Annotated in this window: 25 protein-coding genes; 11 read left to right on the top strand and 14 right to left on the bottom strand. The window is 68.4% G+C overall.

All coding sequences use genetic code 11. From position 1 onward, the window contains the following. Positions 1–144 precede the first annotated feature (144 nt). Positions 145–963 carry a class I SAM-dependent methyltransferase gene (locus tag DMB37_RS21300; protein ID WP_135234218.1) on the top strand — a complete coding sequence of 273 codons (819 nt, stop codon included), beginning with the start codon at positions 145–147 and terminating at the stop codon, positions 961–963. 58 nt (positions 964–1,021) lie between these two features. Here the strand turns inward: DMB37_RS21300 and DMB37_RS21305 are convergent, their stop codons facing one another. Further along, on the bottom strand, positions 1,022–1,789 hold the full coding sequence (locus DMB37_RS21305; RefSeq protein ID WP_135234219.1) for an SDR family NAD(P)-dependent oxidoreductase: 768 nt from the start codon (positions 1,787–1,789) through the stop codon (positions 1,022–1,024). Positions 1,790–2,023: 234 nt separating this feature from the next. Here DMB37_RS21305 and DMB37_RS21310 point away from each other — a divergent pair, with 234 nt between their 5' ends. Both DMB37_RS21310 and DMB37_RS21315 read left to right on the top strand, forming a co-directional pair. Further along, positions 2,024–2,902, top strand: a complete 879-nt coding sequence (locus DMB37_RS21310) for an SDR family NAD(P)-dependent oxidoreductase (protein ID WP_135234220.1) — start codon at positions 2,024–2,026, stop codon at positions 2,900–2,902. A 26-nt stretch (positions 2,903–2,928) separates the two neighbouring features. After that, positions 2,929–3,606, top strand: a complete 678-nt coding sequence (locus DMB37_RS21315; protein ID WP_135234221.1) for a TetR/AcrR family transcriptional regulator — start codon at positions 2,929–2,931, stop codon at positions 3,604–3,606. Here DMB37_RS21315 and DMB37_RS21320 read toward each other — a convergent pair. The 4 genes from DMB37_RS21320 to DMB37_RS21335 all read right to left on the bottom strand — a co-directional run bounded on the left by DMB37_RS21320 (position 3,603) and on the right by DMB37_RS21335 (position 7,176). Beyond that, positions 3,603–4,328, bottom strand: coding sequence for a TMEM165/GDT1 family protein (locus tag DMB37_RS21320; RefSeq protein WP_135234222.1), 726 nt, complete (start codon positions 4,326–4,328; stop codon positions 3,603–3,605). The two genes, DMB37_RS21315 and DMB37_RS21320, sit on opposite strands and share 4 nt — an antisense overlap. Before the next feature lie 296 nt (positions 4,329–4,624). Further along, positions 4,625–5,152, bottom strand: coding sequence for a peptidase (locus DMB37_RS21325; RefSeq protein ID WP_135234223.1), 528 nt, complete (start codon positions 5,150–5,152; stop codon positions 4,625–4,627). A gap of 340 nt (positions 5,153–5,492) precedes the next feature. Continuing rightward, positions 5,493–6,116, bottom strand: coding sequence for a superoxide dismutase (locus DMB37_RS21330; protein ID WP_107653560.1), 624 nt, complete (start codon positions 6,114–6,116; stop codon positions 5,493–5,495). A gap of 448 nt (positions 6,117–6,564) precedes the next feature. Beyond that, entirely contained in the window at positions 6,565–7,176 is a 612-nt protein-coding gene (locus DMB37_RS21335) for a hypothetical protein (RefSeq protein ID WP_240771598.1), read from the bottom strand. A 527-nt stretch (positions 7,177–7,703) separates the two neighbouring features. Here DMB37_RS21335 and DMB37_RS21340 point away from each other — a divergent pair. The 4 genes from DMB37_RS21340 to DMB37_RS21355 all read left to right on the top strand — a co-directional run bounded on the left by DMB37_RS21340 (position 7,704) and on the right by DMB37_RS21355 (position 11,254). Next, positions 7,704–8,072, top strand: coding sequence for a rhodanese-like domain-containing protein (locus DMB37_RS21340; RefSeq protein WP_206054999.1), 369 nt, complete (start codon positions 7,704–7,706; stop codon positions 8,070–8,072). Between the two features lie 92 nt (positions 8,073–8,164). Further along, the gene (locus tag DMB37_RS21345; RefSeq protein WP_240771599.1) at positions 8,165–9,265 is read left to right on the top strand and encodes a DUF4328 domain-containing protein; all 1,101 of its coding nucleotides are present in this window, start codon (positions 8,165–8,167) and stop codon (positions 9,263–9,265) included. After that, positions 9,262–10,029 carry a glycerophosphodiester phosphodiesterase gene (locus DMB37_RS21350; protein WP_135234224.1) on the top strand — a complete coding sequence of 256 codons (768 nt, stop codon included), beginning with the start codon at positions 9,262–9,264 and terminating at the stop codon, positions 10,027–10,029. Before DMB37_RS21345 ends, DMB37_RS21350 begins: the two co-directional genes overlap by 4 nt. Positions 10,030–10,333: 304 nt before the next feature. Then, positions 10,334–11,254: a DUF5926 family protein gene (locus tag DMB37_RS21355; protein WP_135234225.1), complete on the top strand. Its 921-nt coding sequence runs from the start codon at positions 10,334–10,336 to the stop codon at positions 11,252–11,254. Between the two features lie 254 nt (positions 11,255–11,508). Here the strand turns inward: DMB37_RS21355 and DMB37_RS21360 are convergent, their stop codons facing one another. The 3 genes from DMB37_RS21360 to DMB37_RS21370 form a co-directional block, all read right to left on the bottom strand. Further along, entirely contained in the window at positions 11,509–12,057 is a 549-nt protein-coding gene (locus DMB37_RS21360; protein WP_107653565.1) for a ferritin, read from the bottom strand. Between the two features lie 72 nt (positions 12,058–12,129). Next, complete coding sequence (locus DMB37_RS21365) at positions 12,130–12,678, bottom strand: ferritin (RefSeq protein WP_107653566.1); 549 nt, start codon at positions 12,676–12,678, stop codon at positions 12,130–12,132. A gap of 10 nt (positions 12,679–12,688) precedes the next feature. Further along, positions 12,689–14,017, bottom strand: coding sequence for an LCP family protein (locus DMB37_RS21370; RefSeq protein WP_135234226.1), 1,329 nt, complete (start codon positions 14,015–14,017; stop codon positions 12,689–12,691). A 686-nt stretch (positions 14,018–14,703) separates the two neighbouring features. On the opposite strand from DMB37_RS21370, the gene DMB37_RS21375 reads away from it, so the two are divergent. Then, positions 14,704–15,492: a CPBP family intramembrane glutamic endopeptidase gene (locus tag DMB37_RS21375; RefSeq protein WP_135234227.1), complete on the top strand. Its 789-nt coding sequence runs from the start codon at positions 14,704–14,706 to the stop codon at positions 15,490–15,492. A 165-nt stretch (positions 15,493–15,657) separates the two neighbouring features. Here DMB37_RS21375 and DMB37_RS21380 read toward each other — a convergent pair whose 3' ends face one another. Beyond that, positions 15,658–16,425: a DUF2470 domain-containing protein gene (locus DMB37_RS21380; RefSeq protein WP_135234228.1), complete on the bottom strand. Its 768-nt coding sequence runs from the start codon at positions 16,423–16,425 to the stop codon at positions 15,658–15,660. A 170-nt stretch (positions 16,426–16,595) separates the two neighbouring features. On the opposite strand from DMB37_RS21380, the gene DMB37_RS21385 reads away from it, so the two are divergent. From DMB37_RS21385 to DMB37_RS21395, 3 genes are read left to right on the top strand one after another with little or no spacing between them, the layout of a single operon-like run. Next, complete coding sequence (locus DMB37_RS21385) at positions 16,596–17,036, top strand: hypothetical protein (RefSeq protein WP_135234229.1); 441 nt, start codon at positions 16,596–16,598, stop codon at positions 17,034–17,036. A 49-nt stretch (positions 17,037–17,085) separates the two neighbouring features. Continuing rightward, complete coding sequence (pheA, locus tag DMB37_RS21390) at positions 17,086–18,000, top strand: prephenate dehydratase (protein WP_135234230.1); 915 nt, start codon at positions 17,086–17,088, stop codon at positions 17,998–18,000. Next, positions 17,997–18,680: a histidine phosphatase family protein gene (locus DMB37_RS21395; protein ID WP_240771600.1), complete on the top strand. Its 684-nt coding sequence runs from the start codon at positions 17,997–17,999 to the stop codon at positions 18,678–18,680. The genes pheA and DMB37_RS21395 overlap by 4 nt, the downstream gene beginning before the upstream one ends. Before the next feature lie 67 nt (positions 18,681–18,747). Here the strand turns inward: DMB37_RS21395 and DMB37_RS21400 are convergent, their stop codons facing one another. The 5 genes from DMB37_RS21400 to DMB37_RS21420 form a co-directional block, all read right to left on the bottom strand. After that, positions 18,748–19,578: an ESX secretion-associated protein EspG gene (locus DMB37_RS21400; RefSeq protein WP_135234231.1), complete on the bottom strand. Its 831-nt coding sequence runs from the start codon at positions 19,576–19,578 to the stop codon at positions 18,748–18,750. Continuing rightward, entirely contained in the window at positions 19,575–20,747 is a 1,173-nt protein-coding gene (locus tag DMB37_RS21405) for a PPE domain-containing protein (protein WP_135234232.1), read from the bottom strand. Before DMB37_RS21405 ends, DMB37_RS21400 begins: the two co-directional genes overlap by 4 nt. A 42-nt stretch (positions 20,748–20,789) precedes the next feature. Further along, positions 20,790–21,110, bottom strand: a complete 321-nt coding sequence (locus DMB37_RS21410) for a PE domain-containing protein (RefSeq protein WP_135234233.1) — start codon at positions 21,108–21,110, stop codon at positions 20,790–20,792. A 158-nt stretch (positions 21,111–21,268) separates the two neighbouring features. Next, the gene (locus DMB37_RS21415) at positions 21,269–21,619 is read right to left on the bottom strand and encodes a metallopeptidase family protein (protein WP_135234234.1); all 351 of its coding nucleotides are present in this window, start codon (positions 21,617–21,619) and stop codon (positions 21,269–21,271) included. Between the two features lie 9 nt (positions 21,620–21,628). Next, positions 21,629–22,705 (bottom strand): septum formation family protein, encoded by a 1,077-nt coding sequence (locus DMB37_RS21420; RefSeq protein WP_135234235.1) that lies wholly within the window; start codon positions 22,703–22,705, stop codon positions 21,629–21,631. Between the last annotated feature and the right edge of the window lie 66 nt (positions 22,706–22,771).

Here is a 22,771-nt window from a genome sequence, read left to right on the forward strand (position 1 = left end):
CGTGCGTCCAGTGTGAAATGGCAGGCTTCGCTACCTTCTGGCACGCGATCCGAATAGCCTCGCGCACAGCGATATTCGCCTGAGTTGGTGCTGGGTCATGGGTGGACGCGGTTAAATTTGGGCGATCGAAAGGATCGTCAGCTTATGTCCGGAAACCCTCTTGCCGTCGCCGAGCCGTGGGATCTCGTCGCCGATGGATACGCCGAGTTCGCGCCCGCGATCATGCAGCCCTTCTCCGATCGTGCGCTCGAATTCGCTTCGCTGACACCGTCTTCCCAGGTCATCGATGTCGCGGCGGGGACGGGCGCGCTGAGCCTGCTTGCCGCGCCGCAGGTGGCGCGGGTGCAAGCAATCGACTTCTCCGCTCCGATGATCGAGCGGCTCACCGCCGCAGCGCGGGCCGCCGGGCTGACCAATATCGAAGCGCGGGTGGGGGATGGGCAGGCCCTGCCGTTCGACAGCGACACCTTCGACGCGGGATTCTCGATGTTCGGGCTGATGTTCTTCCCGGAACGAACCAAAGGTTTCGCCGAACTGTTCCGGGTGCTGCGCCCGGGCGGCACGGCCGTGGTGTCCAGCTGGGCGCCGGTGGTCGAATCACCGCTGATGCGGACGATGTTCGGCGCGCTGCACGCCGCCGACCCCACCGTCCAGGAGCCGCAGCCCAACTACCTCAGCCTGGAAAATCCCGAGGTCTTCCAGACCGAGATGCGCCGCGCGGGCTTCGAAGCCGTCTCCATCCAACGACATTCGACCGCGCTCGCCTTCGCAAGCGCCGACGAGATGTGGGAAACCCTGGTGCGCAGCAGCGCGCCGCTGGCCCTGATGCGCCGCAGCGTCGGCGAACAGGTGTGGGCCGAACGCGTCGCGCTGATGAAGGCCTACCTCGCCGAGCACTATCGCCCGCAGCGGCCGTTGTCCACCACCGCGTTCCTCGGTATCGGGCACAAGCCGCTCGCCTGAGCACGAAAAAGCCGCCGCCGACCGTGTTTTGGTCGACAGCGGCTTTCGCGTTGGTTCCCTAGCGCGGGGCCATGCGCAGTGCGCCGTCCATACGGATGGTCTCGCCGTTGAGGTAGTCGTGCTCGACGATGTACTGCGACAGCTGCGCGTACTCGTCCGGGCGGCCCAGGCGGGACGGGAAGGGCACGCCCGCCTCGAGGCCCTTGCGGTACTCCTCGGTGACGCCGGCCAGCATCGGGGTGTCGATGATGCCGGGGGCGATGGTGTTCACCCGGATGCCGAACTGGGCCAGGTCGCGCGCGGCGGGCACGGTCATGCCGTGCACGCCACCCTTGGAGGCCGAGTACGCGATCTGGCCGATCTGGCCCTCGAACGCGGCGACCGACGCGGTGTTGATCACGACGCCGCGCTGGCCGTACTCGTCCACGGCCTCGGTCTTGGCGATGGCGTCGGCGGCCAGGCGCATCACGTTGAAGGTGCCGAGCAGGTTCACGGTGATGACGGTGCGGAACAGCTCCAGGTCGTGCGGGCCGTTCTTGGACAGGATGCGTCCGGCCCAGCCGACACCGGCGCAGTTGACCACGATGCGCAGCGGCGCACCCGAGTCGACGACCTGCGCGACCGCGGCGGCGACCTCGTCATTGCTGGTCACATCGGCCGGAATGAGGGTGACCCCGGCGGGCACATTGTCCCCGGCCCGTTCGATCGACTGCGGCACATCCAGTCCGAAGACAGTGGCCCCCAGCTCGGCGAAACGCTTGGCGGTGGCGGCGCCGAGGCCGGATGCGCCTCCGGTGACAATGGCGGCGGAACCCGAAATCTCCACGATGGTCCTCTCGTTCGTGACAGCCAGTTGGCCCTTCGTCAATTGCACCCTAACGGTTGCCACCACCGAGCTTCATGAGGCATCCCTCTCATTTCCGCGTGGATTCTCGGCTCACCTGCGGCGCGGTTACCGGGGCAGGTTCCTTCGGGGCCGCTCAGGATCCTCGAAAACCGCGGCAACGAGGTGGAACGACTATTTGCGAACAAACGTGTTCTTCGGTGGTACCGTCGCTGCATGAAGCTGTTCGGTGGGGTGTCGGTGGCAGGGCGGCGGGTGTTGATCACCGGGGCGGCGCGGGGGATCGGGGCTGCGTTGGCTCGGCAGTTGTATGACGCGGGGGCGAAGGTCGCGCTGCTGGGGTTGGAGGAGGAGTTGCTGGGGGAGGTAGCGCGGGAGTGTGGGGACGCGCCCTGGCGCTACTGCGATGTCGGGGATGTCGCGCAGGTGGACCGGGTGGTGGAGACGCTGGTCGGTGAGCTGGGTGGGCTGGATGTGGTGGTGGCCAATGCGGGGGTGGCGCGGCAGCTGCCGTTGATCGGCGGTGACCCGGCGGTGATGGAGGAGACGCTGGCGGTCAATGTGCTCGGCGTCTACTACACGGTGCGCGCGGCCGGTCCGCACATCAGTCACGCGAACGGCTATGCGCTGGTGGTCTCTTCGCTCGCCGCCGCGGTGAACCTGCCGCTGGTCGGTGCCTACAGCGCGTCGAAGGCCGCGGTGGAGGCGCTCGGCCACACGTTGCGCATCGAACTGAAACACACCGGCGCGAAGGTCGGCATCGCATACTTTGCCGAACTGGACACGGACATGACCTCGCGCGGCTTCGGCACCGCCGCGGCCCGCGCCATCCTCGGCCGCTCCACCGTTTCCGGTGTCGCGCCGCTCGGCCCCGCCATTGATTCGGTGGAAAAAGCCATCGCGCGCCGGCGTCGTCAGGTGGTTTCGCCCTGGTGGGTGGCCGTCGCCCTGCCGTTCCGGCCGATCGCCCAGCGGCTGGTCGGCTTGACGCTGCGCCGAGGTGTGCCGCGCGCCTTGGCGATCGCACGAAGTGAAGAGGCACCCTTCACAACGGACCAACCCACCCGACCCCGCAAAATGGAGCGGCCAGCCTAGCCCGACCGAACCACCGGAGCCACCGAATGACCGAATCGGCAACCAGCGCACGCCAACTCCCGCGCGGTAGGCACGGCCTGCCGCGGGAGCAGGTGGTCGCCTCGCAGCGCGAGCGCATCCTGATCGCGATGGCCGAGGCGATGGCCGAGAACGGTTACGTCGGAACGTCGGTCGCGGCGATCCTGAAGCGCGCTGGAGTGTCCAGGGAGACCTTCTACGAGCAATTCCGTTCCAAGGAGGCGTGTTTCGAAGCCGCCTACGAGCGCGCCGTACAGAATCTGCTCGGCCGCATCGAGGATGCCTCCCGCGGCGCCGACGATCCGGCCGGGCCCGAACTGAGCAGCTTGGACCGGATGGACCGGATCTTCCAGGCTTACCTGCAGCACCTGGTGGACGATCCGGCCAGCGCGCGGCTGTTCCTGGTCGAGGTCTATGCGGTGGGTTCGGCGGCGCTCTCGCGGCGCGCGCAGCTGATGGAACTGTTCGTCGGCCTGATCGCCGACGTGCTCGGCGCGGGCACCGACGATCAGCGGTTCGCCTGCCAGACCCTCGCGGCCTCGATCAGCGCGATGGTCACCGGCCGGATCGCGGCGGATGATCTGGACGGCCTGCTCGCGCTGCGGGTACCGCTGCTGAATCTGGTGCGGCGCGGCGGGGAGCTGTACGGCGACGCCTTGCTCGAATCGAACGAGCCGCGGACCTAGATGTCGACCGCATCAGGTGTCGCCGCTGCGGGCTCCGGGCGATCGGGTACCGCGGCAGGCCGCAGTTTGCGCAGGATCAGCATGACCGCACCACCCAGCGCCGGCGCGACGATCGCCAGTACGGCGACGCTCGGCCCGCCCAGCGCGGGCGCGGCGGTGGAGAGCAGCGTCGCGGCACCGAAGTAGAGGAACAGCAGCCCGGAGCCGATCCCGATCGCGCGTTCCGGCAGGTGCTTGCCGACCAGGATGCCGATCCCGATGGCGAGCGCGTCGGCGGCGACCATGCCGATGGTCGAGCCGACCCACACGCCGACCCAGTCGTAGTCGGTGGCCAGTGCGGCGGTCGCGAACATGGTCCGGTCGCCGAGTTCGGCCAGCAGGAAGGCGGACAGCACCACCAGGAACGGTGCGGTGCTCGCCCGCAACGACTTCGGCGCCGGGTCCTCTTCGTCCGCGCCGAAGTGTTCACGCAGCGTCCACAGGCCGACAGCCAGGAAGGTGAGGGCGGCGACCAGCGAGATGGCCCGGGTGGGCAGCGCCGATCCGAGGAAGTAGCCGACGCCCACCGAGATCAGGTGCACCGCGGCCGAGGCGGTCGCGATGCCGCCGAGCACGACCCACCAGCGGTAGCGCAACGCGAACGTCAAGGCCATCAGCTGGGATTTGTCACCGAGCTCGGCAAGGAAGACGATGCCGATACTCAGCAAAACGGTGGCGATCATGATGTGTGTGGCTCCCGGGTCTCCGGCCTGCCGGTCGGAGTCTGGGTATGCCTCCGGCCGACAACGAAATAGTTGTCTCGGCCGAAGGTCTCGCCCACCGGTCTACGCCGGTTCACACAGCCGGACCCGAGCCCTCGTGGGGAAGCGGGTCAGTATGTCGACTGTGCAATTGGGGGCTACTCCCCTTCGCTGTCCCCGACTCTACCCGCGGGTGCTCAACCATGCCAACCGGCTGTTACCCAAATCGCAATGCGCACAATAAGTTTGGCGATCCATGCGCAGGGTTTCGGGTACCCTTACGCGGCCAGCAGCATGGCCAGAACCGCGGTGTCGGGATCGCTGATCGGGTCCAGCCCCACCCGGCTGACCAGGGAGGTGACCGTCCCGTCGGATTCGGCCTCGGCCCACGCCGCCCGGTGTTCCAGGCCCAGATGCGGCACGCCGGGCAGCAGCACACAGCCCGAGGCTGCGCCTGCGCATTCCGGCAGGGAGGGCCGGGTTTCCGAGGGCGGATGCAGCATCAACAGGGCGGCCGGCACATGGTCGGCAAACCGGCCGGGTGCGAGGGCCTCCTCGCCGAGCACGGTTCCCTCGGCCATCACCAGGCCGACCATGTCGGGTGCCGGGTCGTCGGGCAGTTCCTCGCGCACCCCGAACACCGTCGAGGTGGACAGCAGCCCGGGTAGCGTGGCCACCCGGACGGCCAGCACGAGTACCTGCGCCCATTCCTTGGTGGTGTCCGGCCAGCGGCCGGAGATGACGAAGCCGCGCAGCGAGCCGCGGGCATGGAAAGGCGTGATGCCGATCGGTCCATTCGTCCGCATGGTGCCTCCCGTCCGGGTAACCGGGGGCGGCCTCGCGCGTTCACGCTCGATAGCGCTCCCAGCGGCTTTGCCCGTCCTCGAACTGTGGAATCCGAGAATGAACTACGAATCACCTGGCACACAAGTACCAAAGAGTGCCAGCTGCCCGGAGAAATCGGGCTGACCAGCGATCGAGCCAGCCCACAGGCCCGTGACGGCCGCTCGCGCGCACGGTCCGAGACCGGTTTGCCGCTCGGGCGTGTCCGGATCGCGTCGCGACAACCGCCGGAAACGGCGACGGGCCCGCGCCCCGACCGCGTGAGCGCGGCAGGGACACGGGCCCGTGGGCGGGTGCTCGCTATCAGCCGAAGATGAGGCCCTTGCCCTGGCCGACGGCGCGGGTGAAGCGGTCCTGCACGTCTTCCCAGTTGACGACGTTCCAGAACGCGGTCACGTAGTCCGCCTTGACGTTCTTGTACTGCAGGTAGAAGGCGTGCTCCCACATGTCGACCTGCAGCAGCGGGATGATGCCCAGCGGGACGTTGGCCTGCTGGTCGTAGAGCTGGAAGGTCAGCAGCTTCTGGCCGAGGGTGTCGTAGCCGAGCACCGCCCAGCCGGAGCCCTGCAGGCCGTTGGCCGCGGCGGTGAACTGCGCGCGGAACTTGTCGAACGAGCCGAACTGGTCGTCGATCGCGGCGGCGAGGTCGCCGACCGGCTTGTCACCACCGTTGGGGGACAGGTTCTTCCACCAGATGGAGTGGTTGACGTGCCCACCCAGGTGGAAGGCCAGGTTCTTCTCGTACAGGAAAATGGCGCCGTGATCGCCGCTTTCGCGGGCCGCTTCGAGCTTCTCGAGCGCGGTGTTCGCGCCCGCGACGTAAGCGGCGTGGTGCTTGGAATGATGCAGCTCGTTGATCTGCCCGGAGATGTGGGGCTCCAGGGCGCTGTAGTCGTAATCCAGATCTGGCAGCGTGTACTCAGCCACGATGTCCCTTCCTATGTCGGGCTGTGTGCGCCCTTATCGAGCACACCCAACCATCATTCGTACACCCGCTCGGTTCCAACCGGGCCTGATGCCCCCGCATTCCGACGCGGGCACGGGCTGTGCACCGGCACGTCGTCATCGGCAGCGGGTCGAACCTCACGCGTTGCATCGAACCATGTCGCGGTACGACGAACCAGTGGAGCGACTGCGCCTCCCCGCGCGCGTCCGTCATCACTCGGAGCGGCGCTGCCCGGTCGGCAGCACCGATCCTCGTTCCGGATACCCAATACGTCAATGGTCATCCGCGGCAGCCGCCGATTCCGGAATCAGCCCGAGTCGAGGGCGTGTTTCCGGCCGAGAAGCACCGCGGTTGCGGCCCGTCAGCGACGCGGGATACAGAAATACCGCACATCCGGAAGTCCGAGTGTGCGGTATCGGTGTGGTCGATTCAGAGCGGCGGCGCTACGCCAGGACGGGTTGCGCGCGGGTCGCCCGCGTCGTGCGCCGCCCACCAGCGCGCCGCGCCGGCGATGAACTCCGCCAGCGGGATCTCCCGGCCGGTGGTGTCGTTGATGAGCATGTTGTCGAACCACACGCGCACGTCCAGCTCGCGCGGGTCGATGCCCTCCTCCTGGGAGAACTCCAGTACGTGCGCGGAGACATGCTCATCGAGGGTGGTGTCGAAGCTGAGCAACTCGCTCCACAGTGCCCAGCCGCTGTCGTCGAGATCGATGAACTCCCAGCCGTGCAGCCTGCCGCCGCCGAAACTACGGATGGCCTCGTCCAGACCGGTCAGTTCCAGTGGCAGCACCCGCGGTTCGAGGTCGTCCCAGTTCTGCATCCGCAGGGACGCCGCGACGCGGCTGACCCCGGTGAAGGTGACCTGCACCCGGTAATCCTCGGTGGGCGTTCCGTTTTCCGGAAGCGTCAGCACCTCTAAGTCGAGTCGTAGTTGTCCGGCCGCCGCGTCGACCTCCAGGCCGAGGCAGGTCGCCTCGGACAGAGCGACATTGAGCCCAGCCGTATCCATGCCGTCGAGTAGCCCCCTGCTCACGTTCATGGCCACAGGCTACCGACAGCTACCGGTGGAGCCCAGTATTTCAGTTTTTCGCTAGTGTTCTCGTTTTTTATGGAACCGAACCGGACCTCGCGCCGTCCAAGTAGATATCGGAACCCGCCGCGCCGCGAGTTCCGAGGTCGGCGGCGAATGACCGCTCCGGGATTGGCGGCTGGAGGGGAGTCTCGGATCGGTCGTTCGCGCCGAAGGTCATGCCGCGAATCCGCTGAGGGCTCAGATATGTCGCTGATCCGGCAGTCTGGGCTCGGAGAGTGGGTTTGCCGGAGGATAGCTTTGATAGCCAAATCCTGAGAATGGTGCGCTGTCTGATAGCTGCAGCCTGTGGATGAAGTTGTGGATTATGTGGATAACTCTGTCGGAGGTATGCACATGCCGACCCTGAGCGGGGCATCGATCAGGGTTCCGGGACGCAGAACATACCTGAAGTATCGGCTCGATGTCGAGCCGCCGACGGCCGCCGCGCGGGCGGCACCGCACGGCCCTCCGTCGCCCATGGCAGGATCGAAACTGTGACGAGTCCCCATGTGCCCTCGGTCCCGGTGGACGCGGTGCCGCGCGAATTCGACAGCGCCGAACCGGCGGCCGACACCGCGCGAGCGATCCTGCTCGATGTGCGCGAGGACGACGAGTGGCAACTCGGGCACGCACCGGGCGCCGTGCACATCCCGATGGTCGACGTGCCCGCCCGGGTGGACGAGCTGGAGTACGACGTCGATCTCTACGTCATCTGCAGGCAAGGCGGCCGTTCCCTCCAGGTGGTCGAATACCTCACGCACATCGGCTTCGACGCCATCCAGGTGAACGGCGGCATGGTCGCGTGGCAGCAGGCGGGCCGCCCGCTGGTCGCCGACGGTGACGGGCAGGCGAAGATCTACTAGGACCGCCGCGAAGGAGGCGTGATGAGACACAATGGCGCAGCGCTCATCAGCGCCGACCGGGCGCGGGTGTCCCGCAAGACACAGGAGGCACGGTGAGCACGGTCGTACAACCTTGTGCGCGGTGTGGCGCGCGCTGGGCCGTGCAGTCGACCCCGATGCACTGGTGCCCGCGCTGCCGCGGCGTGCTGCTGTCGCCCGCCCCCATCGACGCACCCGCCGAGCGGCGTAACTATCGCTGGGTGGCTCGCAGGCCGGACCATCGCGCGCGCCGGGCCCCGGCCGCCGGACACCCTGTGCCGAGCGCCGAAACTCCGCGCTACACCCATATTCCGCGCTGGGGTCTGCTCGATCCGCCGCCGAAGCCCGCCGCCGCAGCTGCTCGTCCGCTCACCAGGCTGACGGCCAGGGCATCCACCCTGCTGATCACCACCACAGCGTTGTTCGCGGTCGCGGCCGTCGCCGAATTGCTGCGTTATCTACTCCTGCTGCGCAATCGCACCCGGCTGATCCATCCCGCGCTGCTGTTCTCTTCCGACGCGCTCGTCGTCGGCGCCGCGGTGCTCGCTCTGTTGTTCGCGCTGCTGAGCGCGGTCGCCGTGGTCGGCTGGTTGATCGACGCGCGCCGCGCCGCCTTCCAGGAAACCGGGCGCGCCGACCCGCGCTCGGTGCGGGTACTGGTGCTCGGCTGTGTGATCCCGGTGGTCAATCTGCTGTGGCCAGGGGTTTTCCTGACCGAGCTCGTCGCACGACGGTCCGATCCGCGCGCGCTGCGGACGATCCGGATCTGGTGGGCCGCCTGGGTGTTCGGCGGTGTGGTCGCCGCGGCCGCGCTGCTGTGGCGGACTGCGGATTCGTTGCAGGCCGAGGCGGACGGCGTGCTGTTCACCGCGTTCACCGACCTGGTCGCCGCCGCCGTCGCGCTGCTCACCCTGGCCGTGATGCGGGCGGTCGAGGAACGAGACGTGCTCGGCCGCAGCAGGACCGCCCGGCGCTGGTTGATCGCCGTCGACCCGGCCGTGCCGGTGATCGAGCCGGTGCATCCCGGTGGGCGGGCGCCGCAGGCGGTCGGCGAGTCCGCACCGGATGCGGCTGAGCACCACGATGCTGAGGGCGACGGTGCTGACGACAACGGCACAGGCGTTGAGGACAACGGTGCAGTGGACCGTGAGCAACAGGAGGTTTTGGCCAAGTGAGCCAGGTCAGTCGCGCACCGTTCGTCGTGGCGCACCGAGGTGCTTCGGCGGCGCGCCCCGAACACACCCTCGCCGCATACGAATTGGCGCTCCAGGAAGGCGCGGACGGCGTCGAATGCGACGTCCGGCTGACCAGGGACGGGCATCTGGTGTGCGTGCACGACCGCACAGTCGACCGGACCTCCTCCGGCACCGGCCTCGTCAGCGAGATGACGCTGGACGAACTGAAGGAACTCGACTTCGGCGCCGACGGCGCAGCCGCGGAGGTACTCACTCTCAGCGAGCTGATCACGTTGGTGCTCGATTGGCGCAGCAGGCCGACCAAGCTGTTCATCGAGACCAAGCACCCGGTCCGCTACGGCGCGCTGGTGGAGAACAAGCTGCTGGCCGAACTGCAGCGGTTCGGCATCGCCACCCCCGCCTCCGCCGATCATTCCCGCGCGGTGGTCATGTCTTTCGCGGCCACCGCGGTCTGGCGGATCCGCCGAGCCGCGCCGCTGCTGCCGACCGTGCTGCTCGGCGAATCGTCGCGTTACCTCGGCGGCGGCGCCGCGACCACGGTGGGCGCCACCGCCGTCGGCCCGTCGGTGAAGACGCTGCGCGACCACCCCGAGCTGGTCGACAAGGCCGCCGCCGCAGGCCGCGCCACCTACTGCTGGACCGTGGACGACCCCGACGACGTGCGCCTGTGCGCCGACCTCGGTGTCAGCTGGGTCGCCACCAACCACCCCGGACGGACCAAGTCGCTGCTCGACGCCGCCTGATCCTGCGCTCGAACGGATCGGCATCGCGGCCCAGGCGTATTCGCTTCGCGCCCTTCTGGATCGAGGCCCATGCCCACCCGCACCGCTCGCTGCCCGTCGGCGCCGTCGCTCGACACCGGCGGGCTGCCGAAAGGCGGCTTGACAGAGTTGGTCCGGCGACTGGTTCGTCGCGCGCCGGCGGACCGGCGAACCAGGCTGTGCGCGTGCGCCGTTCAGCAGCGACCTGCCCGCGGCCGCGCCGAGCACCGTCCCGGTGCCGTGGCGCGCGGGGTGGCGGAGCGCACACCATGTAGGTTGACCCCCCGTGGGTAAGAGCAAGCGGAATAGTCCTAAGCCCGGAGGGAACCGGGCACAGCGTCTCGCCGAGCGGAAGGTGGCGCTCGAGCAGGCGGCGCAGGCCGTCTCGCGTCCCTTCGAGGGGCTGGCCGCGGAGTGCGATCTGGTCGCGCTGTGCGAGTTCGTGCCGTCGGCGACCGCCGAGCTGAAGCTGGCGTCCGGTGTCGCGGCCGAGCGTTCGGTCGTGCTCGCCACCGTGCTACCGGGTGCGGTGGCCGCGCTGGTGCGGGCGGGCGAGCCGCCGAGCGGCTACGTCGGCGCGCAGGTGCAGTTCCAAGGCGCCGACCTGGGTGCCGATATCGCCGCCGCCATCCTGTGGACGCAGTCCGCCGAGCCCGGTGACTCGCTGGCCTCGGTGGAGAGCGTCGCGGGCGGCCCGCGCCTGGCCGACGTGATCGATCCCGCTGCGCCGCTGGACATCACGGTGCACCAGGACTTCGACTGGTGGGTGCCGGAGGGCGTGCAGCCCGACCCGCAGGTCGCCGCGACCATCGAGCAGGCCAAGCTGGCGATCAAGCCGTCTGCCCGGATCGCGCTCGGTCCGGACGCGGTCGGTGCGGCATGGTGGGTGGACGCCGGCGAGAAGGCGCACATTCGCTGGGTTCGCCCGGAGAACGAGGACGACCTGATGCTGGCGCTGGCCCGCCTGCACGCCGCCGGTGGGCTGCAGCTCGGCGAGGGCTCCCGGTTCGCGGGCTCGTTCCGCACGCACGGTGTGCTCGTTCCGGTCTTCGACTTGGATCCCGAGATGCACGCCGACGAATGGGCCAAGCCCGCTCAGGAATTCGACGCCCGGCTGGCCGAGGCGCTGGCTTCGGACGCGCCGTTGACCGCCGGTGAGCGTCGGTCGCGCGATGGTCTGCGCTCGCGTCAGGTGACCCTGCGCTGAATTGCGGTGAACCAGTAGGAGAATTCAGCGAAAAACGCTCCTGCTAATTGCGTGGCTCGCTACTCCTGCCGAAAAAGCGGTGTAGGTGAGCGCGGTCTCAACAGCCGGTGCGGAAGAATAAACCGTCGACATTATTCAGCACCGGCTGAAATCGCTGCTCAGCCCTACGGGTGTTCGGTAGAACAGTGTTGAACGGCAACAGGCCCAGCTCGTCGCGCGAGCTGGGCCTGTTCGCTATTGATGGGCGACGCCTATCAGACGGATCCACCCGCTGCCGAAGGGGCGCCGGAAGTATCGCTGGGACCACTCATTTCCCGGGCGATGAACTCTTCCAGATCGAACAGGTTGGACCCGGCGCGCTCGGCAATGGTGAGCAGGGTGGTCATGTTGGCGACCTCCTCGACCTGCTCCTTCAGGAACCACTGCATGAACTGCTCGCCCAGGTAGTCGCCTTCTTCGCGGGCGGTGCTCGCCAGCTGGATGATCTGGTCGGTGACCGTCTTCTCCTGGGCGAGGGCGAGCGCGATCGGCTCGTGCACATTCTCGAACTTGGATTTGGCGGCGTCGATGCCGGACAGCTCGACACTGATGTCCCGGTCGAGGAAGTACTGCACGATCATCATCGCGTGGTTGCGTTCTTCCACCGCCTGCGCATAGAAACGCTTGGCCAACTGGGGCAGATCAGCATTGTCGAACCACACCGCGATGGCGATGTATTGATGTTCGGCATTGAATTCATGCCTGATCTGATCATGGAGCAGGCCGTGGAATTTGCTGCGTGGGGACTCCGGATGGCTGGACATAGTAGCTGACATTAGCGCTGGTCAAGGCGCGTGTCATCCAAGTGCAACCTTATTGAGGCTAGTATTGCCTAATTAATTCTTCGCTGTCCCAGCCATTCTCGGGGTCGCGTTGTCGATGCGCTGCGGCACCCGGAGTTCGCGCGCGATGAAGTCCTCGACGTCGAACAGATTGTCCGCCGCGCGGTCGATCACGGTCAGCAGCGTGGTCATCCTGGCGACGTCTTCGACCTGTTCCTTCAGGAACCACTGGACGAAGCGCTCGCCGAGATAGTCGCCCGATTCGCGGGCGGCACGGGCGAGCCCGGTGATCTGCGTGCTGCGGTGCTGCTCGGTCTCCAGCAGGAAAGCTATTGCGGCGCGCGGGGATTCGAAGGTCGACTGGATCTCGTCCAGCCCGCCGATCCGGACGTCGAGATCACGGTCGAGCAGATACTGGACCATCCGCAATGCGTGTGCGCGCTGCTCCTCGGACTTGCCGTAGCAGTGTCTGGCCAACTGCGGCAACCGATTCGCGTCCAGGTACACGGCGGCGGCGAGATACTGCTGCGCTGCCGTGAACCCGTGACGAATCTGTGCGGTGAGCAGAGTCGGGAAGGGGCGATCGAGCTCGGTGTCCGGCATGTGACCGACGCTACCTCGTCAGCAGGTCCTCCGGAATCGGACGGTCGGAAGCGAGTGCATCGAAGAACTGGCTCGCCTTGTTCTTGTCCCACACCAGCACATTGCCGCTGTCGGTATCGGCGAACCGGCCGATCGGCACCGTCGTCGCCACCGTGTCGCCGCGCATCGCCCAGCCGAGCTGCGCCAGATGCCAGATGTGGTCGCCGTCGTCGACCTTCAACGATTTCACCGTGTCGGAGGCCAACGGCCACAGCTTGAACGGATTGACCAGGGTCGCAGTGCTGGTCGCCTTCTTGACCAGAGCGGCCATGAAGATGCGCTGATTATTGATCCGGTCCAGGTCGGCGAGCGCGGTCGCGCGGCTGCGCACGAAACCGAGCGCCTCCGGTCCGCTCAGTTTCTGGCAGCCTGCGGGCAGGTTGATCCCGGCCAGCGGATCGTCGATGGCGGTCGGCAGGCAGACGTCGATGCCGCCGAGCGCGTCGACGACGCCGGCGAACCCGCTGAATCCGATCTGCGCGTAATGATCGATGCGCACGCCGGTGGCGATCTCGACGGTCTGCACGAGCAACTGCGGCCCGCCGATGGCGAAGGCGGCGTTGAGCTTGTCCTGGCCGTTGCCGGGAATGCTGACGTAGGAGTCGCGCGGCAGGCTGACCATGGTGGTCTTTCCCGACTTCGGGATGTGCACCAGCATGATCGTGTCGGTGCGCTCCGGGCCGACCTCGCCGCCGGTGGCGAGCTCCTGTTCCTGCTCGGGCGTTAGGCCCGCGCGGCCGTCCGAGCCGACGATCAGCCAGTTGGTGCCGGGGGTATCGCCGAGGCGGTCGGAGTAGTTGGCCAGTGCCGGGATGCGGGTGAGCGAGCCGTCGAGTTTCACGACGGCGCCGATGGCGGCCAGCACGAGCACCAGCAGCAGGACCAGGAACCAGCGGAAGTAGTGGCGCTTGCGGCGCGGGCGCGGGGCGCGCGCCTGCCGTTCGCCGCGTGGCGGACCGGGCGGCGGTGGCGGCGGACTGCCGCGGCGCGGCCGGGGCCGCTGCGGTGGCGGGCCCTCGCGATAGGGCACCGGCTGTTGAGTAGGCGCATGCGTGGGGCCGCCGCGGGGCTTGTCGAGCGGCGGAGGCCGCCGCGAGACCGCGGGTTCCGGCGGGACCTGCGAATACGCGAGCGGTTGATGCGGGCCACCGCGGCGCAGCACCTGCGTCGGCTCGACGTACGGCGACTGCGGGTCGACCGGCGGTCCCGCACGGCGCGGTCCGGGGCGCGGCATCGGCGGCTGACCGGGCGGCGGCACCCGGCGCATCCGTGCGCGGTACTGGGGGTCGTCGCCATTCATCACTGAGACTCTACTTATCGCTCGTCGTTCGGGTCGGTGGTGCGACGGATGATCTCGATCCGGTGCGAGCGTTCTCCGGCCCAGTAGGCACGCGGATATCGCCCCGGTCGCAGTGCCCGTCCGCCCGCGCACTCTCTATGAATTCGCGGGCGCCCCGGCAGTGTTATCGCCGGACGGAGAACAGTTCGGTCACGGTAGCTGCCCGGGTGTATCGATGCAGGTGAGCGGAGTCTTGTCCGCGCTGCTCGGTGAGGGGTGTGCCGCTGGCCTGGCGACCAGGTGACCCAGCTCGCTGGATGGTGTGCAGCCGCCTCCGCCGCCCACGACGCGGTCCGTGAGACCACCGGCCTAGGCGAGGCCCGGCGGCCAGATGGCTCTGCGCGCTGGTGGTGTGCCACCGGCCCCTCGGTCAGTTCGGCGACCAGATGGCTCTGCTCGACGGTGGTGCGCTACGAGCCCTGGCTGAGTCGGTGTCGCGGCAGGGGGTGTGCCGAAAGGCGTGCGCGCGGGGAGTGCGCCGTGTCGGTGGTGCGCCACCTAGGCAGTTCGGCGACTAAATGATTCTGCTCGACGGTGGTGTGCCACCGGCCCTGGCTGAGTCGGTGTTGCGGCATAGGGCGTGCCGAAAGGCGTGGCGCGCGGGGCGTGCGCCGCGCCGGTGGCGGCGGGGCAATAGATTCGAGCCCATGCGAGGTGAGTCCGGGGGCGAGCAGGGCGAGGTGACGGAGCGGGAGCGGCTCGGGATCAAGCTCGAGATCGCGGTCGTGCTGGTGGTCACCTTCGGGTTGAGTGGGCTCAATGCGGGGCTGTCGCTGGTGGAGAGCGCGCTCGCGCCCGGCGGGGTGGGTGGGCGAACCGTCGCGCTGAATCCGTCGCGGTCCGCCCAGTCGACCATCGACCTGCTGTTCCAGCTGCTGAGCGTGGCGCGCCTGGTCGGGTGGGCGGCGCTCGGCCTGTACCTGTTGTGGCGCAGCGGGATCGGGCCGCGCCTGATCGGGCTGGCGGCCCGGCTGCGGTGGCGCGCGGATGTCGTGCCCGGACTGGTGCTCGCCGCCATCATCGGACTGCCCGGCCTCGGCCTGTACCTGATCGCGCACGCCATGGGGGTGAGCGTCACGATCGTGCCCGCGTCGCTCGGCGACCACTGGTGGCGACTGCCCGCGCTGATCCTGTCCGCCTGCGCGAACTCGCTGGCCGAGGAGATCATCGTGGTCGCCTACCTGATCACCCGCCTGCGCAAGCTCGGTTGGTCGGAGAATTCGTCACTGCTCGCCTCGGCCCTGCTGCGCGGCAGCTACCACCTGTACCAGGGGCTCGGCGGCGGCATCGGAAACCTGGTGATGGGCTTGATCTTCGGCCGCTACTGGCAGCGCACGAACAAGTTGTGGCCGCTGATCCTCGCGCACGCCACCATCGACGCGGTCGCCTACCTCGGCTACACGGTCCTGCGCGGTCACGTGTCCTGGCTGCCGTAGCGCGCCCCTGAGCGGTCGCGCGTATTGCGCACGCAGAGCAGGACTTAACCCAAGGAATGATCACTCGCGGATAGGCCGATTTCGAGTGCCCGAGTTCGAGCGGCCGGTCACCCCGGCTGGTTCAACGCCCTTATCGGCGCCGCCGACTACCGCGCGGTCTGCGGCTCAAATGCGACGCAGTCCGTTGAGGAACGGGCAACCCGCCAAGGTGCGGACCGCGCGGCTGAGCGACTCGATGTCGTCGGCGGGGGAGTTGAACGGTAGCCGGAAGTCGTGGTCCCCGTCGCGGCCCTCGACGCGCAGGGTGAGGCCGTAGCGGTCGATGGCGAGCGGGTGCACGATGCCGTGCTGGAGCCGGGGCGGTAGGTGCCTGGCCAGCTGTGCGACGACGTCCGCGTGGTCGGCGTCCATGTGCAGCAGCCAGGCGGATTCCAAGGCGCAGAACGGATCCGGCTGCGCCGCTCGTAGTTCGTCGATGCTCACCGATTCGGCGCCGGTCGAGTCGGCGACCACGGCGGAGTTGATCACCAGCCGCAACAGGGTCGCGGTGTGCCCGACATCGAGCAGACCAGGGTCCGGGTTCTCCTTCGCGACCTCGCCGGCCAGCGCCCGCTGCGCCTGCGCGGGCACCGCGCGCACCCAGCCGCGCAGCCAGACCAGCGCGCGCACGGGTTCGCGCAAAGGGAGCGGGGCGTGATCGGTGAGCTCCAAGACCGCGGGCGCGCCTGCGTCCGGTGAGTTGCCTGCCACCAGTGCCGCCACCGACGTGGTCGGTACCGCGATCACCGCGTCGCCGCACTCGCGCACGTGATGCACCGAGACGGGCGTCGGATCGATGCCGGGCATGGCCAGCACCGCCTGTTCCGCATGCGCACACGCACTGCGGACCCGCTCGGCGGTGGACGGTGTGACGGTCGGTGTCGGACGCGGCATGCAAACCTCCGTGGTCGGGCGTTGTTCGCCTTGCTCGGCGCTCAATTAGGTTACCCTAAGCTAAGTGACGAGCGGAACATCCGCAAGCGTTCGCCCCACGCTGATCCTGAGAATTCGCCGCCCGTTGCACAGCCGAACTCCGCACCGCACCTGGTTGTTACGGTGGATCGGTGGCGCACGGAGCGGAAACACCTGGCGAACCGGTACTCATCGCGTTGACGGCACCGGCCCGGCGCAGCATCGTCGACGACCTGGTGCGCGCCCCGACGACAGGCGACTCGGCGCCGATCCTCGACGCCGACGCACCCGACGCGGACATCGCCGACTTCCTGGCCGCCATCGTGCACACCGACACCGGCTTCATCGCCCGAACCTCCTCGGGTGCTCGCGCCCTCGCGATCGTCGCCGCCACCGCCGCCGCCCTCTGCGGCGAAGACATCCGCACCGCACTCGGCGCCCCGGACACTACTTTCCTGAACGCACTGAAACCGCCTGCGGTAGAAGCTCTCCGAACCGTCCTGCTCGCCATCGAGACCGAGCACCCCGACGAAGTAACCCACGCCCTCGCCCCGCTCGCGCGTAACGGTGAAAGGCGTGGTGAAAAGGGTTAGCCGGTAAATACCGGGAGCGCCGGTCGCGGACGCAAGTAAGGTCGTAACCGTGCCGCGTATCGCGTACTTCGGGCCCTCCGGAACCTTCACCGAGATGGCGCTCGCCGAACTCGAATCCTCGGGGGCCTTCGAAGGGGCCGTCGAGCGGGTCGCCGCGCCCAGTCAGGGGGCCGCGCTCGAGCTGGTCCGCGCCGGGGAGGTCGACGGGGCGGTGGTGCCGATCGAGAGTTCGGTCGAGGGCTCGATCGCCGCGACGCTCGATTCCCTGGCCGTCGGCCCGCGGTTGCAGATCGTGGCGGAGACCGAGCTGGAGGTGACCTTCACGATCCTGGGCCACCCCGGCACCGACCTGTCCGAGGTGCGCACGCTGGCCGCCTATCCGGTGGCCGCCGCCCAGGTCCGCGAGTGGGTGTCGCGGAATGTGCCGCAAGCCCAGCCCTACGTCTCGGCCTCGAATGCCGCGGCGGCCGAGGATGTCGCGGCAGGCAAGGCCGATGCCGCGGTGTCCACCGCGCTGGCCGGAACCCGGCTCGGACTGGCAGTGCTGGCCGCGGGCGTGGCCGACCACGAGCAGGCGATCACCCGCTTCGTGCTGGTCACCCGGCCGTGCGTGGCGCCGCCCGCTACCGGTGCGGATCGGACGTCGATCGTGCTGGAGTTGCCGAACGAGCCGGGCTCGCTGATGCGCGCGTTCGCCGAATTCGCCACTCGCGGTATCGATCTGACCAGGATCGAGTCCCGGCCCACCCGCACGGGCATGGGCACCTATCGCTTTTATCTCGACTGCGTCGGGCACATCGACGACACCGCGGTGGCCGAGGCGCTCAAGGCTTTGCACCGCACCGCCCGGATCCGGTTCCTCGGTTCCTGGCCCGCCACGTCGGCGACCGGCACGCCTCCGCCCTCGGACGAGGCGGCCGCGGGATGGCTGACCCAGCTACGAAAGGGGGTGGCGGATCTGTGACCGAGGCGAAGATCGGCCCGGCCAAGTTGGTTCTGGTCCGGCACGGCGAGACCGAAGGCAATGTCGCGAAGCTGCTCGATACCAAGGTGCCTGGTTTGCCGCTCACCGAACGCGGTGCGGCACAGGCGAAGTTGTTCGGCGAAACCCTGCTGAACCCGCCGCGCGTGCTGTTCTGCTCGACGGCGTTGCGCGCACGCCAGACCGCGGGCTACATCGAAGCCGCGACCGGCGTGCCTGCCACGGTGCTGGACAACCTGCAGGAGGTGCAGGCCGGCGACCTGGAGGGCAAGCACAGCGAGGAGGCGCACCTGTTCTTCCAGCGCATCTACCGGGCCTGGCACAACGGCGATCTGGATGAACGGATCCCCGGCGGTGAGTCCGGCCGCGACGTGCTCGCCCGTTTCCTGCCCGTCATCGAGGAACTTCGCGAGACGTACCTGACGCCGGGGTCGAGCGAAGGCGATGTGCTGCTGGTCAACCACGGTGCCGCGATGCGTCTGGTGTCCCGCTACCTAGCCGACGTGCTGCCGCCGTTCACCACGAACAACCACCTCGACAACACCGAGACCATCGAGCTGGTCCCGCTGCCCGACGGCACCTGGGACTGCATCCGCTGGGGCCGCTTCACCCCACCCTTCGGCTACGACGTCGCACCGACTTCGGACGACCCGATGGGCTAGGCCCTATGTCGAAGTCCCATCCAGCCCCCCGGATGCATTCGGCCGGACTTCGACATAGGGCCTCGGCCTACACCTGTTCCGGTTTGCGCGGGAACTCCGCGCGCTCCGGCAGTCCACTGATCAAGTCCTGCAAGGCTGTTCGCAAACGGGATGGTGTTCCGGTGCTGAGCGACGTCCACTTCACGCCGTCATCGGATTTGCTCGCGGTCGCGATGAAGCGGCCCGCGCGGGTGTTGAACACCGCGATGTGGTTGTCGGTGAGGTCGCGGGTGCCGTCGCCGTACACCACGCCGACGATCTCGGCGTGCGAATGGATCTGCACCATGGCCGATGCGAGGGCCTGCGCGTCCGCAGGCGGGGTGCCGACCTTCGCCAGCCGGTTGGCGGTCGCCGCCGCGTCGCCGGTGTCGTCGAAGATCGGGACCAGCTGTTCGGTCGGTGCCCGCATGCCCGTCAGGTCGAGCGGGTCGGCCTGGCCCAGGGCGGCGATCACCGGACCGGGCAGGTCGTCCTCGGCCTCGTCGATCACGTAGGACTGCGGCCCGCGCAGGGCGACGGTGACCACATCGTCGCCCTTCGCGAGACACATGCGACTCGCTTGACCCTCCACGAACAGCCGGAGCGCGACCACCCAGTGCGGCCGGTACAGCGCCCGCAGCCGGTCCTCGAGTTCCTGGTGCACCGCGTCACCGATCAGCAGTTCCCGATCGGTGAGCGACTGGGCGGCCGCGGCCATCGCGGCATCGTGATCGGTGACGTTGTCGTACTGCCCGCGTGCGTCCAGCACGACGGGCACCTCGTCGATCTCCAGCTTCTCCAGGAGAAACTGCATTTCATCGAGCGACAGCACCACCGATGCGAGCATCGACGGGCCGCGGCCCGCACCGAGCACCGTCACTTAGCGGCCATACCGGCGTCGGCGCCGATCACCCCGTCGGCGGCGTAGCGGCCGTCGTTGAAGTGCTCGGTCGAGCGCAGGTAGTCCTGCCCCTTGTGCTCGGACTCGTCGTCCTCGTCGCGCACCTGGTTGCCCAGCAACGGACTCCCCGCGGTGTTGTTGCTACGCGCCGGTGCCGCGGCGGGTTGAGTAGCCGAGACGTTCTCGACGACGGGTGCCGCGGCGGGTGCACCGGTCGGCGCTCCGGCGCCCCAGCCTTCGGGCAGCTTGAGCGAGCCGTTGCCGAGTGCGACCGACGGGCCGGAGGAGAACGACGCGGACCGCGTTCCCGCGGCCGAGGCGGCGGAGGCCAGTCCGGCGCCGCCGACCATGGCGGCCGGTGCGGCACTGGTGATTCCGGGGGTTGCGGCGGTGGTGACGGCCGCGACCGCCTGCGAGCCGATGGTGCCCACGGTGGACACACCGGTGGTCGCCACCGAGCCCGCGATGTTCGCCGCCTGTGTCGCCGCGCCCACCACGGCGGGGTTGTTCACGAACGCGCCCGCCGCGGCGATCGCGCTCTGCACCGGGTCGGCGTTGGTGGCCTGGAACGCCTGATCGGTCTGGCCCGCGTCCGCGGTGCCCGCGCCCTTCGCGATCGTCGGCGGGTTCACGAACTCGCCGGGGGTGACCACCATCGCGGTGGTCGCCGCCTCGTAGGTCTCCATGGTCAGCGCGGCCCGCAGGTCGAGCGCGGCCTTGGCGGCCTCGGCCAGCTCCGAGGTGCCGTTGAGCACGCCGCCGGTCGAGTGCGCGGCGATGCGCGCCGCGTTCACCGCCGCGATCTCCGGGATGCTCGGCATGGCCAGCGAGGCCACGGTGTAGGCGATCGCGTTGCTCGCCGCCTTCGAGCTCATGGTGGCCGCCATGACACCCTGCTGCTCGGACCAGCCGATGAAGCCGGTGAGCTTGGACAGCGCCGAGATGCCGTTGATGCCCTGCATGCCGACGCCCAGCTCCGCCATCACCCGGGCGACGGTCGCGGTGGCATCGACCCAGGCCGCGGTCAGCCCGCCCCACGCGGTGGCCGCTGCCGAGATCGGGATGGCGTGCGCGCCTGCGTTCAGCGCGATCGAGTTGCCTTCTGCCTGACGGGGCAGCCAGAACACCCCGGTGATTCCTGCGGTCATGCTTTCTCCCCTTGCTTGTGCTTTATGCGATGCCCGCAGGCGTTAAGCGATTGTTCCGCTGACGATGTTGAGTGCGCCCGCCCGCACGACATCCTCACCGACGTGGGTGACGAGCTGGCTGCGCAACGTTGCGGCGGCGTGGTGCAGTTCCAGAATCCCCTGGGCTACGGCTTGGTCGTGCGTCGCGGCACCCTTGTTGAGGTGGTTCGCGGCGTGCAGCGACACCTCATCGATCCCGGAGGGGACGACATGCGTCGCGGGTGCGGTCAGCGCGGCGGCGGCGGCGAGCCGCTCGGCGAGCAGATCCAGCTCAGCGGCGGCGGCAAGGACGACCTCGGGTTGTACGTGTACGTGGCCAACCATGACTCGACTCCTTCTAGTGGCGGCTATGGGGCGGAACCACGAGAATTCCCCCTTCGAGTGATAGGACGCGACAGCGAAGCGATCGGTTCCATCGAATCCCCTGAAGTTTCTTCCTGTCTCGCCCCAACTGCAACCGCACTCATACAGCTGGATAAAGACTAGCCCCATCCCAGCTGATGCAGGCGGTCTTCGTCAATGCCGAAATAGTGTGCGATCTCATGGATCACGGTGATTGCCACCTCTTCCACCACTTCGCTCTCGTCCGAGCAGATGGCGAGGATGGATTCGCGATAGATCGTCACGGTGTCCGGCAGCGCGCCGCCGTAGTGACTGTCCCGTTCGGTGAGTGCGATTCCGTGATAGAGCCCGAGCAAATGTGGATCATCCGAATTGCGTGGTTCGATCAGCACGACGACATTATCGATGGCTTGGGCAAGCTCCGGCGGGATCCGGTCGAGCGCGTCGCCGACCAACTCCTCGAACCGGTCCTCGGACATGGAGACCGACATCGTCGCGGATTACCTCGGCTGCGGCGGCAGCGGCGCGGCGCCGGGCAGCGGCGTCGGGGTGGAGCGGCCGGTATTCGGCGGCGGCTGCGGCGCCTGCCCGTTGATCAGGATGTCGCCGCGCGCGGAACCGGTGATCGGCGCGAAGCCCTCCCGATCGGCCCCCTTGCCGACCATGCAGTCCAGCTTGCGGCTGCCCGCCAGCCAGCTGCGCGCGTCCAGGAAGTCGAAGAACAGCGTCAGCGTCTTGTTGCGCACGACATCGGGCCCGCCGAGATACTCCGCCGAGGTGCGCGCGCACTCCTCCTCGACGAACCGGTCCTGCTCCTCCTTGGCGGGCGGCCCGCCCTGGAACCGCTGGCCGAGGTCGATGGTGGAGACGATCTCGACGGCGTGCACCTGCGCGCAGTCCACCGGGTCGGTCGGCAGGTTCTGGTTGATGCCGAGGCACACGCCCGGCCCGTACACCTTCGACTGATCGTGTTCGGCGGCGCTGCCGGTCGACGGCGGCGTGCCCGCGCTCGCCGCGTACTGCAAGCCGCAGCGCAGCGTGCGGTCGCCGTGCTGCCAACCGTCCGGGCTCGGATACATCAACCCGACGATGTAGCGCCCGCGCGGATCGAACTTGCCGCCCATGTACTGCTGCACCGCGGGCACGCAGTGCTCTTCCTTCAGCTCGGTCAGCCGCAGCGAGTCGGGGAATCGTGAACCGGGCCCGAACTCCTTGCCCGGGTACTTGCTCATGTCGATATCCGCCGCGACCTCGAACATGTGCTTGCTCTCGCAGCGCACCTTGACCAGGTCGGAGTGGTCGGGCTTGGACCAGCTCAGGCAATCGCCCTTGACCGCGGTACCGAACTCCTTGTCGACCACCGGTTCACCGGCCGAGGCCGGGCTGTGCGCCTCGATCTTGTTGTTGTCGAACCCCGTCACGAACAGCGTCACCAGGGCGGCGATCACGGCACCGGTGGCCACCAGCAGCAGCCCCCAGCGCAGCGTCGGCGCAGGCAGCGGCGTCTCACCGGTGAACACGCCCCGTACCGCGTCTAACGACCGCCGCGCCGCGCCGCCGCCGCTGCGTGACGGCATGGCGCGCGTGGTCGGCCGGCTCGACGGCGCTGGCTCGGGGGCGTGATCGGAGGGGGACATCGCGAT

The organism is Nocardia sp. CS682, from assembly GCF_004634405.1.
Classification (GTDB): Bacteria; Actinomycetota; Actinomycetes; order Mycobacteriales; family Mycobacteriaceae; genus Nocardia; species Nocardia ninae.

Coding starts and splice junctions, on each gene's coding strand:
- DMB37_RS21410 (WP_135234233.1), bottom strand. CDS start 21,110: ATGGTTGGCCACGTACACGTACAACCCGAGGTCGTCCTTGCCGCCGCC.
- DMB37_RS21335 (WP_240771598.1), bottom strand. CDS start 7,176: ATGAACGTGAGCAGGGGGCTACTCGACGGCATGGATACGGCTGGGCTC.
- DMB37_RS21325 (WP_135234223.1), bottom strand. CDS start 5,152: ATGCGGACGAATGGACCGATCGGCATCACGCCTTTCCATGCCCGCGGC.
- DMB37_RS21360 (WP_107653565.1), bottom strand. CDS start 12,057: ATGTCCAGCCATCCGGAGTCCCCACGCAGCAAATTCCACGGCCTGCTC.
- DMB37_RS21300 (WP_135234218.1), top strand. CDS start 145: ATGTCCGGAAACCCTCTTGCCGTCGCCGAGCCGTGGGATCTCGTCGCC.
- DMB37_RS21315 (WP_135234221.1), top strand. CDS start 2,929: ATGACCGAATCGGCAACCAGCGCACGCCAACTCCCGCGCGGTAGGCAC.
- DMB37_RS21375 (WP_135234227.1), top strand. CDS start 14,704: ATGCGAGGTGAGTCCGGGGGCGAGCAGGGCGAGGTGACGGAGCGGGAG.
- DMB37_RS21365 (WP_107653566.1), bottom strand. CDS start 12,678: ATGCCGGACACCGAGCTCGATCGCCCCTTCCCGACTCTGCTCACCGCA.
- DMB37_RS21370 (WP_135234226.1), bottom strand. CDS start 14,017: ATGAATGGCGACGACCCCCAGTACCGCGCACGGATGCGCCGGGTGCCG.
- DMB37_RS21405 (WP_135234232.1), bottom strand. CDS start 20,747: ATGACCGCAGGAATCACCGGGGTGTTCTGGCTGCCCCGTCAGGCAGAA.
- DMB37_RS21380 (WP_135234228.1), bottom strand. CDS start 16,425: ATGCCGCGTCCGACACCGACCGTCACACCGTCCACCGCCGAGCGGGTC.
- DMB37_RS21320 (WP_135234222.1), bottom strand. CDS start 4,328: ATGATCGCCACCGTTTTGCTGAGTATCGGCATCGTCTTCCTTGCCGAG.
- DMB37_RS21420 (WP_135234235.1), bottom strand. CDS start 22,705: ATGCCGTCACGCAGCGGCGGCGGCGCGGCGCGGCGGTCGTTAGACGCG.
- DMB37_RS21415 (WP_135234234.1), bottom strand. CDS start 21,619: ATGTCGGTCTCCATGTCCGAGGACCGGTTCGAGGAGTTGGTCGGCGAC.
- DMB37_RS21310 (WP_135234220.1), top strand. CDS start 2,024: ATGAAGCTGTTCGGTGGGGTGTCGGTGGCAGGGCGGCGGGTGTTGATC.